General features: G+C 60.9%; 15 protein-coding genes and 8 pseudogenes. 7 read left to right on the top strand and 16 right to left on the bottom strand.

Annotated features, from left to right (window positions below):
• Positions 1-133 precede the first annotated feature (133 nt).
• The 5 genes and pseudogenes from NYQ88_RS09785 to NYQ88_RS09765 all read right to left on the bottom strand — a co-directional run bounded on the left by NYQ88_RS09785 (position 134) and on the right by NYQ88_RS09765 (position 2722).
• Positions 134-739: a hypothetical protein gene (locus tag NYQ88_RS09785; RefSeq protein ID WP_275654730.1), complete on the bottom strand. Its 606-nt coding sequence runs from the start codon at positions 737-739 to the stop codon at positions 134-136.
• Positions 740-824: 85 nt separating this feature from the next.
• A pseudogene (locus NYQ88_RS09780) lies at positions 825-998 on the bottom strand (integrase core domain-containing protein); the annotation flags it as partial.
• Between the two features lie 3 nt (positions 999-1001).
• Positions 1002-1414 (bottom strand): annotated as a pseudogene (locus NYQ88_RS09775) (transposase); the annotation flags it as partial.
• 102 nt (positions 1415-1516) lie between these two features.
• Positions 1517-2320: a DUF1127 domain-containing protein gene (locus NYQ88_RS09770; protein WP_275654729.1), complete on the bottom strand. Its 804-nt coding sequence runs from the start codon at positions 2318-2320 to the stop codon at positions 1517-1519.
• A 108-nt stretch (positions 2321-2428) separates the two neighbouring features.
• Entirely contained in the window at positions 2429-2722 is a 294-nt protein-coding gene (locus tag NYQ88_RS09765) for a DUF982 domain-containing protein (protein ID WP_275654728.1), read from the bottom strand.
• Between the two features lie 320 nt (positions 2723-3042).
• Here NYQ88_RS09765 and NYQ88_RS09760 point away from each other — a divergent pair.
• The 4 genes and pseudogenes from NYQ88_RS09760 to NYQ88_RS09745 form a co-directional block, all read left to right on the top strand.
• Positions 3043-3617: pseudogene (locus tag NYQ88_RS09760) on the top strand (NADPH-dependent FMN reductase).
• 45 nt (positions 3618-3662) lie between these two features.
• Positions 3663-4421, top strand: coding sequence for an SDR family NAD(P)-dependent oxidoreductase (locus NYQ88_RS09755; RefSeq protein WP_275654889.1), 759 nt, complete (start codon positions 3663-3665; stop codon positions 4419-4421).
• Positions 4422-4493: 72 nt separating this feature from the next.
• Entirely contained in the window at positions 4494-4814 is a 321-nt protein-coding gene (locus tag NYQ88_RS09750; protein ID WP_275654727.1) for an XRE family transcriptional regulator, read from the top strand.
• Positions 4815-4882: 68 nt separating this feature from the next.
• Positions 4883-6018: pseudogene (locus tag NYQ88_RS09745) on the top strand (IS3 family transposase); the annotation flags it as partial.
• Positions 6019-6190: 172 nt separating this feature from the next.
• Here NYQ88_RS09745 and NYQ88_RS09740 read toward each other — a convergent pair.
• The 9 genes and pseudogenes from NYQ88_RS09740 to NYQ88_RS09700 form a co-directional block, all read right to left on the bottom strand.
• Positions 6191-6580, bottom strand: a complete 390-nt coding sequence (locus tag NYQ88_RS09740; RefSeq protein ID WP_275654726.1) for a CBS domain-containing protein — start codon at positions 6578-6580, stop codon at positions 6191-6193.
• A complete protein-coding gene (locus tag NYQ88_RS09735; RefSeq protein WP_275654725.1) occupies positions 6573-6749 on the bottom strand; it encodes a hypothetical protein in 177 nt (58 codons plus the stop codon). Before NYQ88_RS09735 ends, NYQ88_RS09740 begins: the two co-directional genes overlap by 8 nt.
• Before the next feature lie 10 nt (positions 6750-6759).
• Complete coding sequence (locus NYQ88_RS09730; RefSeq protein ID WP_275654724.1) at positions 6760-7734, bottom strand: FAD:protein FMN transferase; 975 nt, start codon at positions 7732-7734, stop codon at positions 6760-6762.
• A 4-nt stretch (positions 7735-7738) separates the two neighbouring features.
• On the bottom strand, positions 7739-8962 hold the full coding sequence (gene nqrF, locus NYQ88_RS09725) for an NADH:ubiquinone reductase (Na(+)-transporting) subunit F (RefSeq protein WP_275654723.1): 1224 nt from the start codon (positions 8960-8962) through the stop codon (positions 7739-7741).
• Positions 8959-9570: an NADH:ubiquinone reductase (Na(+)-transporting) subunit E gene (nqrE, locus tag NYQ88_RS09720; protein ID WP_275654888.1), complete on the bottom strand. Its 612-nt coding sequence runs from the start codon at positions 9568-9570 to the stop codon at positions 8959-8961. Before nqrE ends, nqrF begins: the two co-directional genes overlap by 4 nt.
• Complete coding sequence (locus NYQ88_RS09715) at positions 9567-10037, bottom strand: Rnf-Nqr domain containing protein (protein ID WP_275654887.1); 471 nt, start codon at positions 10035-10037, stop codon at positions 9567-9569. The genes nqrE and NYQ88_RS09715 overlap by 4 nt, the downstream gene beginning before the upstream one ends.
• A gap of 7 nt (positions 10038-10044) precedes the next feature.
• Positions 10045-11085, bottom strand: a pseudogene (locus tag NYQ88_RS09710) (IS66 family transposase); the annotation flags it as partial.
• Between the two features lie 69 nt (positions 11086-11154).
• Complete coding sequence (gene tnpB, locus NYQ88_RS09705) at positions 11155-11508, bottom strand: IS66 family insertion sequence element accessory protein TnpB (protein ID WP_275651120.1); 354 nt, start codon at positions 11506-11508, stop codon at positions 11155-11157.
• Positions 11505-11897 (bottom strand): transposase, encoded by a 393-nt coding sequence (locus NYQ88_RS09700; protein WP_275651121.1) that lies wholly within the window; start codon positions 11895-11897, stop codon positions 11505-11507. Before NYQ88_RS09700 ends, tnpB begins: the two co-directional genes overlap by 4 nt.
• 85 nt (positions 11898-11982) lie before the next feature.
• Here NYQ88_RS09700 and NYQ88_RS09695 point away from each other — a divergent pair.
• A pseudogene (locus tag NYQ88_RS09695) lies at positions 11983-12116 on the top strand (IS3 family transposase); the annotation flags it as partial.
• Between the two features lie 78 nt (positions 12117-12194).
• Here NYQ88_RS09695 and NYQ88_RS09690 read toward each other — a convergent pair.
• Positions 12195-12506, bottom strand: a pseudogene (locus NYQ88_RS09690) (ATP-binding protein); the annotation flags it as partial.
• Between the two features lie 87 nt (positions 12507-12593).
• Here NYQ88_RS09690 and NYQ88_RS09685 point away from each other — a divergent pair.
• Together NYQ88_RS09685 and NYQ88_RS09680 are read left to right on the top strand one after the other, a co-directional pair.
• Positions 12594-13039: pseudogene (locus tag NYQ88_RS09685) on the top strand (transposase); the annotation flags it as partial.
• 4 nt (positions 13040-13043) lie between these two features.
• On the top strand, positions 13044-13466 hold the full coding sequence (locus NYQ88_RS09680; RefSeq protein ID WP_275654722.1) for a hypothetical protein: 423 nt from the start codon (positions 13044-13046) through the stop codon (positions 13464-13466).
• A 172-nt stretch (positions 13467-13638) separates the two neighbouring features.
• Here NYQ88_RS09680 and NYQ88_RS09675 read toward each other — a convergent pair whose 3' ends face one another.
• Positions 13639-14271: a hypothetical protein gene (locus tag NYQ88_RS09675; protein WP_275654721.1), complete on the bottom strand. Its 633-nt coding sequence runs from the start codon at positions 14269-14271 to the stop codon at positions 13639-13641.
• Positions 14272-14278: the final 7 nt, after the last annotated feature.

Below are 14278 nucleotides of genomic sequence, written 5' to 3'. Positions count from 1 at the left end.
TGTTCTAGCCCCGAGTATACCCGCCCGCGCCCGGATAGCGGCCGGAGTTCGTCCCAAGCGCTCCGCTATGTAGCTCGCTCCAAAGGTCGAGTAATGGTTCGTGATGAGATCATCTTCCCAAGGCGCGTATGGCTTACACATGGCTCTCACCAAGCGTTTCCGGGAAGCGAGCTCGAACTGTGCCGCCAAGAGCATGAACGGCTCGTTTGATGACCGGTGGGTCTACATGGGCCTTCCATCGCTTATGACTGAAATAGCCCTTCTTCCTGCAAGCCGCATCCAATTCAGAGAGCTTCCAGCCCTGCTTGGCCGCACGCTCGAGGATCTGGTCGATGATGACGATGCCCGAAGGCGCCGGCTGCGGTTTTGGCCGGCGGTAGCCTCGCTTCCGGGCCGCATTTGCAATCGCTCCCCACGTCCTGCCAGGGAACGCTGCCAGTATCTCCGCCTTCGTTCCGTTGGCGTAGATCTTCAGCCGCCATATCTCGTTCGGATCGGCCCACGGCTTTCCCCGCGGCTTCGTCACGCCCAGCCGTCCCGCCTTGCCGTAGGTCGCCGGCCTTGTGCGGCGCTGCAAAAGCGGGAAGATCGATCGATAGTCGGGGTATCTGCTCAGGACCGGATCTACCTCCCACGGCGCCCAGAGAGGGTGTCCGTTGGGCGTCACGCCCCTGAGTTGCATCAGCCGGCGCCCGCGCTCTGCGCTGGCTGCGCCTCTGGCGATCCATGAAAGTGCCATTCCCGTTCCTCCCATGGGGATGGAATGCCCTCGGGAGGCGCCTAGTGGAGTGGACCCCGTTTCGCCGGACAGGCGGCGGTTGGGTTTAGGCACTGAGGCGCAGGAACTCGCGTGGTGAGCGATACTTGAGCCCGGAGTGCGGGTGGACCTCACAGTAATCGTCGATCCATTCGGGCAGCAAGGCCAGGATAGTCTCGGCGTCTGGGAGGATAACGGTTGAGGCGTAGTCCCTTTTCAGGGTTTTGACGAAGGCCTCAGACTATAGTCGGATGATCTCTAGCTTTTCGGCTGCGGGATACCTCATTCTTGGTCTTCCCCATCCCCCAGCATGCTTTTTTTGAGCAGGCGGTTTTCCAGGGTCAGGTCGGCAACGCACTCCTTGAGCGCACTCGCCTCACGACGCAGGTCCTTGACCTCGTCACTGGTCGCCGCACGCGCCGTATCGCCAGCCAGACGGCGCTTACCAGCCTCCATGAACTCTTTCGACCAGGTGTAATAAAGGCTCTGGGCAATGCCTTCGCGCCGGCACAGCTCGGCAATGCTGTCTTCGCCGCGGAGCCCATCGAGAACAATACGGATCTTGTCCTCGGCAGAAAAATGCCGCCGCGTCGCCCGGCGGATGTTCTTGACCACCTGCTCGGCGGGCTTCTTCGTCTTCGTGGTTTTCGTCGTCATTCTGGTGTCTTTCGTCAATCAGACGAGACCAGAACTCTCCTTAACGATCAAACCCAATTCTGGGACATAGGCGCTGATGCCGGACATTCAAGCCATCTGGAATTACGGCCTGGCATGTTGACGGGCGTTCGCATTGACTGCGTCGACGGAGGTATTTCCGTTGTCTTTTGTCCTTGCCATCGTCACTCGTTGTTCACGCACGGAGTGGGTAAGGGGGCGGCTTCGTGAGGTCACGGAGTTGCGGCGCCTCTTCCTAGGAGCACTCCCCTTTCCATGATCCGAGGCCGGTACGAGGCCCGCCACGATACCGGCAACATGTGGAATCTCACCTCGTGTGATTCCGATGTCCCTTAGGGTCGCATCGCTCAGTCGTAGCAGTACAGACTCCGTCCGCCCCTTCTGCATGCGCGCAAAACCATGCTTCAGAGTGCGCAGGAATCGACGCCCGGCAAATTCCAGTGTTGAACCCAGGCTTTCGGCTCGTAGCGGCAATGAGGGGGAGTTGCCTTCCACCGGTGCGCGACCGTGAGTGAGCGCGACGTTTTCCACCTTGATGGTCATGCGACCAGTATCCATGGGAAGGGACATGCTCTGCCCAACGCGCAACCCTAGCAAGGCCAGTCCGCGGCTGTCCTGTAGTGAGAGTGTGGACACGCCACCGGTAGGTGCCAGGTTCCAGGAGATAACGTGTTCCTTGGCCCCCTCGCCATTAACCCTATATCGCACGTGCCTACCGCTGGTCACCAGGTGATCATCCGCGTCTTCGGGGCGGATGATCACCGCGGACTCCAATTTACGACGCACTAGCGCTGCAAAGTCGTCTCTTCTGCCGGTCAGGGTGCACATCAACTGCTCTAGCTGAGCGTGATCGTCCAGGGTGAGCGTCGTTGGATGATTGATTTGCATGAGCTTGTCCTTTCCGAATAGGGTCCCGGGGTCGCCAGCCGGGCCGTTGGTATTGATGATTGTGGCGGTTGGCCGCTTAGCGTGCCGGCGCCCTCCGCTCGGCCATCCCTACGCCACCTGACGACGTGCAGACCTTGCCATTGCGAGCATCTTCGGGCGGTCGAGAATGCCGGCCTGTTCGGCCGCTGCGACGACATAGCCGCGAGCGGATTCTGCGGAGGCGAGATTCTTCAGAGCGCTCTCGCAGATCGCATAAGCTCTCCTGAATTCGCGTGTTCGCGCCCCGGACCAGAACCGCTCCATATAGCTCAGCGCATCAGAAGCATTGTCGGCCCTGAAATTCCCCGGGCGCCCCTCATCAGTACGAAAAAAGATCGGTCTCTCGAAATCTCTGGTTCCCATGATTTTCTCCACTGGATGAACATCAACTATCAGTGTTGCGAAACATATATAGGGTTTTTTGAAATAGATTCAAGTATGTGAGGGGTCGGTGCATTCAACCGCCACGGCAGGATTTGCACGTTTAACAATAGATATCAGTATACTGCGTTTTGTAGGATGAATGAATTCAAGAAGTAATTCTATGATGCAGTGTTCACAGGGCGGCCGGATGTGACATTTTGCCCATCAGCTGGCGATTAACCGCACACGGGCGCCACTCGTCTCGGGAGCCATCCTGCTGTGACAGCGTTGTCCTGTCTCCACCCAGCAGGAGAACGACCGTGAGCACCTTCACAGTTGGCTATTTCGTCGGCAGCCTGTCCTCGACGTCCATTAACCGCAAACTGGCAGCCGCCTTGGTGAAGCTGGCACCCGATGCGCTTGAGCTTCGTGAAATCCCGATCAAGGATTTGCCGCTATACAGCCAGGACTACGATGCTGATTACCCACCATCCGCCCTCGCGCTGAAGCAGGCGATCGCCGACGCGGACGCAGTTCTGTTCGTAACCCCCGAGTACAATCGCTCCATTCCAGGCGGATTGAAAAACGCCATCGATTGGGCGAGCCGGCCTTGGGAGCAGAACTCCTTTACCCGTAAACCTCCCGCTGTCATCGGCGCTTCGATTGGCGCCATTGGTACTGCGGTAGCACAGCAAAGCCTGCGCAGTGTGCTGAGCTTCTGCAACTCCCCCAGATGAGCGCCATCGAGGCCTGTATTCACTTCGCACCCGATCTGGTGGATGATGATGGCAACGTCTCGAATCCGGATACCGAGCAGTTCCTGCGAGACTACATGGTGTCGTTCCACCAGTTCATCGAACAAGTCTATACGGCGTTTCCGAGAGAAGTAGGCTAGCCCTGTCTCACCCAGCAAGAAGTACCGGTTTCACATAGAAGGAGCATAACGATGTCGTTCGATGGTAAAGTTGCCTTGGTTACTGGCGCCGGCTCCGGCATCGGTGAAGCCATTGCCAGGGAGTTGGCCGGGCTTGGTGCGCAGGTGGTGCTCGCCGATATCAGTGAGAGCGCGGCTCAACGGGTTGCGGACGAGATTGTCGCAAGTGGCGGTAAGGCATCTCCCTTCAAGGCAGACAGCGCTTCCATTGACGACAACCGCGAGACTGTAGAGTTTGCACTCCGCACCTATGGCAAATTGAACTATGCAGTGAACAATGCCGGTATCGGCGGCAAGGCGGCCCCCACGGGCGAGATCGACCTCGAGGACTGGAACCGGGTCATCGACATAAACCTCAATGGCGTCCTCTACGGCATGCGGTTTCAGATACCGTCGATGCTCAAGGCCGGGGCGACGCAAGGCGCCATCGTAAACATGGCCTCGATCCATGGAACCGTCGCGGCAATTGGCAACAGTGCCTACACCGCTGCCAAGCACGGCGTAGTCGGGCTGACCAAGAACGCGGCCGCCGAGTACGGACCTCAAGGGTTGCGGATCAACTGTGTGGGACCCGCCTATATCGACACCCCGCTTCTGGCGAACCTTCCCGACGATTTTCGCACACAGCTGATTGCCCGCCATCCTCTCGGTCGTCTGGGCAAGGCGGACGAAGTGGCAAAAGTGGTGCGGTTCCTGCTTTCGGATGACGCTTCGTTCGTGAGCGGCAGTTACTACCTTGTCGACGGTGGCTACACGGCCATCTAAAATTTAGTGGCAAGAGCGGGAATGAGAGCGCGTCCGCTGAACGCCTGACTAGCTCCGCCTGAGGAGATCGATGTGGTTAAGGATAAGATTACCGGTCGCCTGATTGCGGCAGCCCGGGTATTGGCAGGAGTGCCGCAGGGTGACTTCGCGGCCGCCGCCGGCTTGCCGTTGACCAAATTGCAGCAGCTTGAAGCTGGGGGCAGCGCTTTGGTGCCGCCGGGAAAGGAATTCACCGGGATAAAGGCCGCCCTGGACTATTTTGGGGTTGTAGTCCTCGACGAGGCCGACGGGATGGGTGCTGGCGTTCGGTTGAAATTCACCCGTCGCGATGTGCGTCAGCTCACTCGGCTGGAGTCTGAGGGTGGGCCGGTTGGCGCCGACGATGCTCCGTGACAGGCCCATATACGTTCGATCCCGCTGGAGGCCGGCTGCTGATTGCGGATGACCTCTCCAACACGGTTGAAAGTGTGCAGGCCGTTGCTGAAAAATTCGGCGTATGCAGGCCGACATTGTATAACTGGAAAAACCAGTTACTCGGCCCTGAGGCTCCCTCACCCATGAAACGCAAGAACTCTTCACCGGCAGCGCCAGAGCGAGAGGAGCTGGAGCGTCAGCTCGACTCCCTGCAACGCGACATCCGGCAACTGCAGATCGAGCGGGACCTCTTGAAGAGGGCCAATGAACTCCTAAAAAAGGCTTGGGCGTTGATCTGCAACTCCTGAGCAATCGGGAGAAGACACTGCTGGTTGACGCCCTCAAAGATCTCTATCGGCTGCCAGAGCTGCTTGCCCAATTGGGGCTGGCACGAAGTTCGTACTTTTACCATCGAGCCCGTGTGAAGATGGCGGACAAGTACCTCGCTATTCGTCACAGCATCAATGAAATCTTCGAGCTCAACCACTGCTGCTACGGCTACCCCAGGCTACAGGCGTCGCTGGCCAGGCAGTGCGTTACAATCTCTGAAAAGGTCGTCCAGCGGTTGATGAAACAGGAGGGCTTGGTCGTTGCTCAGCCAAAGCGGCGCCGGTACGGTTCCTATCTTGGAGAAATCAGTCCGGCACCTGAAAACCTTATCAATCGCGATTTCCAGGCCGAGGCCCCGAACGAAAAGTGGCTCACGGATATTACCGAGTTCCAGATTCCGGCTGGCAAGGTGTACCTCTCGCCCATCATCGATTGCTTCGATGGCCTGGTCATCAGCTGGTCCATTGGAACGCATCCAGACGCCGAACTGGTCAACACAATGCTGGATGCCGCCATCGACACTGTGGCTGGCGGGGATGCACGGCCCATCGTTCATTCTGATCGCGGTGCCCATTATCGCTGGCCAGGCTGGTTATCCAGGATTGGCGACGCGAAGCTGGTTCGCTCAATGTCCCGCAAGGGCTGCTCGCAAGATAACGCCGCATGCGAAGGCTTCTTCGGTAGACTAAAAACAGAACTCTTTTACCCTCGGGACTGGAAGGCGACCACGGTCGAGCAGTTCGTCATCGAAGTTGATTCCTACATCCGTTGGTACAACGAGAAGCGCATCAAGATATCCCTTGGCTCTCTTAGCCCAATCGAATACCGACAAAGTCTCGGCATTACGGCATAACCGGTCCAAGTTTTAGTCCGCACCCCCGGGATTGTCATTGAGAACTGACCCGGTTGGACGATAGTTTCCCGCGACGCAGGGGCGGTCAAGGGGCGCGCTCTTCTCCCATTATCTGATGACCTAAATAGTTCTCGCCCGGTATGCTCCAGGGGATAGGGTTGAGCTGAGGACCTCAGCCGAGCTGGAGCAGACGCCCCAGGACATCCTCGCGGCGCAGCATGCCTACCAGCTGGCCGGACCGCAACACCGGGAAGGATCGATGTGGCTCGGCCACGAACATCTCGGCCGCGGCAACAATGTCCAGGTCGGCTTCAATGGTCTTGACCTGGTCGCTCATCTGCTCGCCTACGTTCCCCCGCCATTGTCTGTAGTAGCTCGCCATCATGGCAGGACGAAAACAGTCCTTCTGGGTGAGAATGCCAACCAGGTCGCCCGTCGAATTCACGACGGGCGCCGATTCCTGGCCGTTCGCATGCAGCAGGCCTGCGGCCTGGCGGACGGGCATGGCAGCGTCGAGCGTCAGATATTCGATCTGCATGACACCAGAGACAGGGTCAGTCATGATTACCTGCCTCCCGCAGCTTTTTCGGGCAGGCCGCGCACCGGTCGGCGTCGGGGAGGCAGCTCATGCCGCCGCACGAGGATTGCAGCGGGCGCCCGCGCAGAATGAGGCCCAGTGCCAACCCGGCGGTGGTGAACAGCACGATAACCGGCGCAAAGATCATCTCCATGGCTGTCTCCTCATAGCAAGTGCTCGGCGAAGCGGTTGACGGCGACCCGCCGGAGCCCCGTCGACTCGTCGAACAGGAAGAGGGCGTCTATCCCGTGCTGCTGCGCCAACACAGGCCCGGCCGTGCCTGCCGCCATCAGCGCCGTGGCCCAGCCATCTGCCGTCATCGCCGCGTCGGCAATGACCGAGACCGATGCAGCCGATCCGACGACCGGCTCAGCCGTGCCAGGATCAATGATATGGCTGTAACGTCGCGCCCCCAGCGTGAAGCCGTTAACCTTGTTCCCTGACGTGGCAATGGCCCGCCCGTGGAGATCGACCACTTCGACGGCGCCAGTCGTTCCCGGGCGCGGGTCCTCGACGGCAACATGCCAGTTTCGGCCGCTGGGATGGTGGCCGCGGGCAGCGATCTCGCCGCCCAGATCGACGATAAAATCCTCTGCGCCATGCAATTGTAAAGTGCGCGCCAGCTGGTCGAGCGCGTAGCCCTTGGCGGTGCCGCAGAGGTCGAGGGTGAGCCCGGGATGCCACTTGCGCAGGGCGTCATCGGTAAGCTCGAAACCGGGGCGTTCGGCGGCAAACGCCCCGGAAATAGGCCCGAAGCCCCAGCGATGCACCAAGGGCCCGACCGCGGGATCGTAGCTGCCGGCGCTGTCTGATCGGAGGGCTAATGCGGCGGCGGTCACCGCATGCAGCTCGGTGTCGACCCGCACCGGATCGCGCATCTGCGTGTGGTTGAAATGGGTGACGGCGCTGTCGGCTCGCCACGGCGACATAAGCCGGTCGATCCGCACCAGCACTGCCTCCAAGGCTGGCCGTAGGTGGCCTGCGTTAGCCCGCTCAGGCAGCGTCACGCTCCACCCCGTTCCGAAAGCGGAGCCGTCCAGTACCGTAGTGGCGGCGGGGGAGCGGGCAAGGGCTGGCGCGGCGATGGCTGCTAGGCCAGCGGCGAGAATCAGGCGGCGATTTGGTCGGTGCAGGTTCATGCCCTCAGCTCCCGAAGTCGTCGTTGAAGATGGAATGCGGTTCGACCCCGAGCTGATCGAGCGCCGAGAGGACGGCAGAGATCATGACGGGTGGCCCGCACAGGTAGTATTCACAATCCTCGGGCGCGGGATGGTTGCCAAGCGCCTTAAGGAGCACTTCGTGGATGAAGCCAGTGGGTCCCTGCCAACGGTCGCCGGGCGCTGGATCGGACAGGGCCGCGGTCCAGTTGAAGTTGGGGTGGCCGCCGGCGAGCTGCTCAAACTCCTCGAAATAAAACAGATCGGCGCGGGCGCGGGCGCCATAGAAATAGGAGATGCGCCGCTGGGTGCCTTGCCCGAGTTGCTCATGGATCATGGCGCGGAGCGGCGCCATGCCGACGCCTCCGCCGATAAACACCATTTCGCGCTCGGTTGGCTGCCCGTGGAAGTCGCCGAACGGACCTGACACCTCGACGCTGTCGCCTGGCTGAAGTCCAAACAGGTAGGAAGACACTATCCCGGGTGGAATCTCGGTTTCCTGACCGGCGGGGGGAACGGCCAACCGAATATTGAACACGACCCGTCCTTGGTCCTCCGGCCGGTTCGCCAACGAGTAGGCCCGAGTCGTGCGCTCGGATGCCCGCGCACGCAAGCCTTCCCAGCCCGATATCCGCCAGGTAAGCTGGTGCTCCGCCTCGACCTCGAGGCGGGAGAAATCGCTCTCATAGGGTGGCGCGGTGAGCAGCATGAAGCCGCCGGCACGGAACTGGAGCTCATGCTGGGCGGGGAGGTCAAGCACCAGTTCGCGGATCAGCGGCGCCAGCATGCGGTTGCTCGCAACGGTACAGGCAAAGGTCTCCGCCGACAGGATTTCGGGGCCGACCGTCACATCAACCGAACCGCGTAGGTTGAGCTGACAGGCGAGCCGCACATGGGCCCGCCGTTCCTTGGCCGAGAGCAGGCCGCGCTCCGTGGAGCGCAGGTCGCCTGCGCCTACCCCTGTCACGATAACCCGGCACTGGCCGCAGGTGCCGCTGCCGCCGCACGCTGCGGGCACCGCGATGCCGGCGCCATGCAGCACCTCGAGCAGCTTGGCTGCGCGCTTGGCAGGGATGACCTGCCCCCCATTGACGCTGACGGACAGCGCGATGTCAGGCACCAGCAGGGACCGAGCCGCGAGCAGGCCAAGCGCCAGCGCCAGGATCAGGGCAATGATCAGCAGGCTGCCGAGTGCGACTTCGAGCATCATGGCAGCGCCACCTGGGCAAAGGTGGAAAAGCCCAGCGACATCATACCAGTGAGTATAAAGGCAATACCCAGGCCCTGCAGCCCTGCGGGCAAGTCGGCATAAACGAGGCGCCGGCGGATCGCTGACAGCATGATCACCGCGACGGCGAACCCGGTGCCGGAGCCGAGCCCGAACACGGCGCTCTCGGCCAGGTTGTAGTTCCTGTCGGCCATGAAAAGGCTGCCGCCAAGAATGGCGCAATGCACGGCCAGCAGAGAGAGGAACACCCCGAAGGTGGTGAACAGCGCCGGCAGGTAGCGGTCGAGCACCATCTCCACCAGTTGCACGGCCGCAGATACAACACCGATGAATGTCAGCAGCCGAAGATAGCTGAGATCGAGGTCCGGCAATCCTGCCCAGGTCCAGGCACCTGGTGCCAGCACAAACTGATAAAGCAGATGATTGACGGGGACGGTGACCCCCATAACGGCAATAACGGCAATGCCCAAGCCAACCGCGGTGCCGGGCCGCCGCGACAGGGCGAGAAATGTGCACAGGCCAAGGAACAGGGTGAGCGGCATGTTCTCGACAAAGGCGGACCGGATGAACAGGCTGGCAAACTCGTTCATGGTCCGGGATCCTTGACCCGGGTGAGGCCGAATTCGGACACTTCGACCTGCTCGCTCCGCCAGCTCCGAATGGCCCAAACGAGGCCGCCGAGCAAAAAGAACGCGCTGGGCGCCAGCAGCATCAGGTTGAGCGGCTCGAACCAGCCGCCCTGCTCCACCGTGGGCAGGACCTCGTAGCCCAGCAGTGTGCCCCGGCCGAACAGCTCGCGCAGGCTGCCGAGAATGATGAGGACGAGCGAATAGCCCAGACCGTTGCCCAGCGCGTCGGCCATTGAGGGAAAAGGCCGGTTGTGCAGGGCAAAAGACTCGGTGCGGCCCAGGACCACGCAATTGGTGGCGATCAGGCTGACAAACACCGAGAGGCGCTGGCTCATCTCGTAGAAATAGGCTTGCAGCAACTGGTCCACGACGATCACCAGCGAAGCGATGATGATGATCTGCATGATAAGCCGGATTGAGGACGGCAGATGATTGCGCAGCAGGCTGATGATTGCTGCGGCGCAAACGATGACACCGGTGGGCCCAGCAATAGGCGAGCCTGATATTCGAACCGACGCGTCCAGGCGCGATCAGCCGATTATAGCCGGCATAGCCATCCACCTGCAGGATGCCGCCAAAGCCCTGCAAGATCCGTTCGGCATGAAGGCCGCCTCGGCCGGGCGCGTAGGTGAAGGCAACACCGGGTGGCGCGGTGCCACTCCAGGGCCGATCATCGCGGGCTAGAGCCCAGAAGTAACCGGTCTTGGTTTTTCGGGTACCGGGATCGAGCACCGGCGCGCGAGTTTCGTCCATGAACAGCTTTGATGACCGCTTCAGATCCGCCAGCAGGGCATCATAGACCGGGCGCAGCTCGAAGGCGGCCCGACCAACCCAGTCGGCGAGGGTTGAACGGTCCAGATCAACACCCTGACGGCTAAAGATCTGGGCCTGGCGATACAACGGCAGGTGATCGGCGTACTTGCTGACCAGGACATGAGCGACCATGGCCTCGGTTGGCAGCCCGCCCGGGATCAACCGTCCGGGCGCCGGGGCTTGCACCACGCCGTCCGTGCAGAACCGGCAGGCATATTTAGGGCGACGGGTCACGATCACGCGGAACTGGGCAGGGATCACGTCGAGCCGCTCGGAGACGTCCTCGCCAATGCGGTGCAGGCAACCGCCGCAGCCACAGACCAGGCTTTGGGGCTCGATGATCTCCTCGATCCGCGGCAGGTGCTTGGGGAGCGAACCACGATTGGCGCTGCGGGGTTTGGCCGGCCGCCGGGCCGATCGGTCCTCGGCGTCCTCCTCGGCCTGGACAACCGCGATTGCCGTTTCCAGATCCTCCAGCGCCAGCTCGAACTGGTCTGGGTCGCTCTTTTCCGATCGACGCCCGAAGGCTGCCTGCTTGAACGCAGCGACCAGCTTTTCCAGTTGGGCGATCCGCTCATCCTTGCGCTGATCACGCACCTCCGCGGCGATCAGCATCGCCTTGAGGGCGGCAATATCGTCAGGAAGTTCGGCGGCATTGAGCATGACCAGAATCTACCAGATCAGGCGCCGCCGATCCCGCAGAAAGACAGGCCCTGAGTCATCCTGCCGCAGTTATTCGACCGCTTCTGGGGCCCGCGCTTCCACTGCCCGAACCCGCCGCCAGTCGAGCCCAGAGAACAGCGTCTCGAACTGCGCATGGCTCAACGTCATCACCCCATCCGTCACCGCAGGCCAGCTAAAGCTGTGCTCTTCAAGTCGCTTGTAGGCCATGACCAAGCCCGTGCCATCCCAGTAGAGCAACTTTAGCCGATCGGTCTTTTTGGCGCGGAACACAAAGACCGTGCCGGTGAACGGGTCCTCGTGCAACACATTCTTGACCAGCGCCGCCAGACTGTCGTGGCCTTTGCGGAAGTCGATCGGCTTGGTCGCCACCATGATCCGCACTCGGTTGGAAGGAAAGATCATGAGGCCGCCAGCAGCGCGTGGACCACCGAGGCAATCCGGGCCGCCGAAGCGCCTGGCTCCAGCCGAATGGCCACCGAACCCACCACGACCTCCGGCCCAGCCGACGCCACCGGCTCCGCTGACGTCACATCCCCAACAACCGGAGCGACCATCAGCGTCGCAAACTCTACCGCATCTTCTGGCGCCGGCAGCACCAGCTTCCCGTTCCGCGCAAGGGTTCGCCAAGAGCAGACATGGTTGGCCTTCAGACCATGCCGCGCCGCAACTTCACCAACGGTCGCCCCTGGACGAAGCGTTTCGGAGACAATCCGCGCCTTCACCTCATCGGGCCACTGCCGATTGCGCCGCCGTCTCCCGCCACTTGTGAGAAGCTCCAATGGAGCGTCCATGGAGAAACTCCCGCACTGACATCAACACATGCGGGATCTCACGGCCGACGAAAGGACGGAAGGTGGGGACGGAACACCGCTTACGATGAAGCCCGAGCAGCTCGAGATCGAGAAGCTGCGCCGCGAGGTCGCCAAGCTCAAGGCGGAGCGTGATATCCTAAAAAAAGCCGCGGCCTACTTCGCCAGGGACTCGATATGAGGTTCTCTTTTGTTGCGAAGTGTCAACGGGCGCCGAAGTTTCCGCAAAAGTGGGCGTTTAAAAATCCCCAGTTTGGCAGCGGTGGAAGTGGCGGGTGATCAGCCGTAGGTTTGATCGGACTGCTCCTTTGGTGGACGTCCGCGCCGTTTCGGGGCGATCTGTGGATTGGCGTGTGGACTGGCCCGCAGGTTTTCGGGGAGGAGATCAGCGTGCTGGCGCATGCGATAGCTTGAGCCCTCGATCTGGACCACGACGGCATGGTGCAGCAGGCGATCGAGGAGAGCCGTGGCAACGACAGGATCACCGAACACCTCGCCCCACTCGGCAAAGCCGCGATTGGAGGTGAGGATCATGGCGCCCTTCTCGTAGCGGGCATTAACGAGCTGGAAGAACAGGTTGCCACCCCCTGGCGTTGTTCCCCGTCAGCGCCCATGGCACAGATTCAGGGTTGAGCTTTAAGGAGTGTTTTGGTCTCGTCGTCTGACGAAGGAACCAAGATGACTGCTAAATCCCCGAGCACCAAAAAGCCTGCCGAGCAGGTGGTGAAGGACATTCGCCGGGCGACCCGACGGCACTTTTCAGCTGAAGACAAGATCCGGATCGTTCTCGATGGTCTGCGCGGCGAAGACAGCATTGCCGAACTGTGCCGCAAGGAAGGCATCGCGCAGAGCCTGTATTACACTTGGTCGAAAGAGTTCATGGAAGCCGGCAAGCGCCGACTGGCGGGCGATACTGCTCGTGCTGCGACCAGTGATGAGGTCAAGGATCTGCGCCGAGAGGCTGGTGCGCTCAAGGAATGCGTTGCCGACCTGACGCTGGAAAACCGTCTGCTTAAAAAAAGCATGATCGCGGATGGGGACGAGCCAGAATGAGATATCCCGCATCCGAAAAGCTCGAGATCATCAATCTGGTTGAGCAGTCGCACCTGCCCACAAAACGCACTGCAATTGGACGATCCTGAACAGCGGGCGGCGCTACAAGCAGAGGTGGCAAGCCTGCCAGCAGAGCTTGTCGACACCGCCATGGGCCTGTTTGAACAATACGGCACGCCGGATGTCGCCGAAGCGTTGGTGGAGGGTTACCTGCAGGCCATGTATTTGGCTGCCGAACCCTATGTCGGTGCTGATAACGCCAATGCGTGGATGGAAGAGCATAGGCAGATCGGCCTTTCCGAAACCTATGGGGAAAATACGTTCCTGATCTTTGCAGCAATCCTCGGTCAGTTCCCCCCACACTCACGCGGTGCCTATATCGCGGCGATCTCCACACCCGAATACATCGCCTACGAACAGGCGGCTGCTCTGGCGATGAAGACCACCTACAATGCCGCCATTGAGCGGCTGCAACTGGGCCTTCAGCTTCTTCAATGATCCGCTGGTTCTGCTTTCGGGCAGACGATGGAGTGGATTGAACGCGGAAATGGGTCGGTAGCTCACCTCCCGGCTGTGATCTTGCGGGACTCGCATACGACACCTAGCGTGTACCCAAGGCACCTCAGCTATTCCGCCGTGACCCCGGCTTCCAGGGGAATGCCGTGCCCCTTTAGCCAGCGGACGACGTCCCGGCGTGCGCCAAGCCACGCTCACTGAGGATGGCGGTGTTGTAGCCGAAATAAAAGCCTTGGAAGGTCCCGCCCGTTGTCGTCCTGGCGTGAGGAGAGGCACCAGCCTCCAGGAGGATCAGGATGGCCCGGCCATTGTTGACGCGGGCAGCGGTGATCAGCGGTGTGTCGCCATTCGGACCCGTGGCGTTCGGGTCCGCAACGGCCGCCAACAACATTTCGAGCTTCTCAACAGGATAATACCGCGACAGCAGGGCGTCGTCAATCAGGGTCGACACGGTCAGGTCGAGTACATTGGGATCAGCGCCGTGCGCAATCATGATCTCGAGCAGCTTCAGATTGTCGGCAAAAGCGGCGCGGTGGACGGCCGTCTTGCCGCTGGGGTCTATCCAATGCGGATCCGCGCCGGCAGCCAGCAAAGCCTCAACTTCCGCCAAGTTTTCCCGGAGGACGGCCTTGGGCAATTCGGCGTCGAGACCCTCCTGCGTCGCAGGCAATGGAGCACTGGTGGCGGGCGCCGGGGGCAACATCTCGAATACCAGTCCTACAAGAAAGCACAGGAGGATTATTGAGATGAGTGCCCTGAGACCTTTCAAGCGGAACCAGCCAGCCATTCTTGCT

This window comes from Devosia sp. SD17-2 (assembly GCF_029201565.1).
In the GTDB taxonomy this organism is placed as follows: Bacteria; Pseudomonadota; Alphaproteobacteria; order Rhizobiales; family Devosiaceae; genus Devosia.
This window is presented reverse-complemented; position numbering and strand designations above follow the sequence as displayed.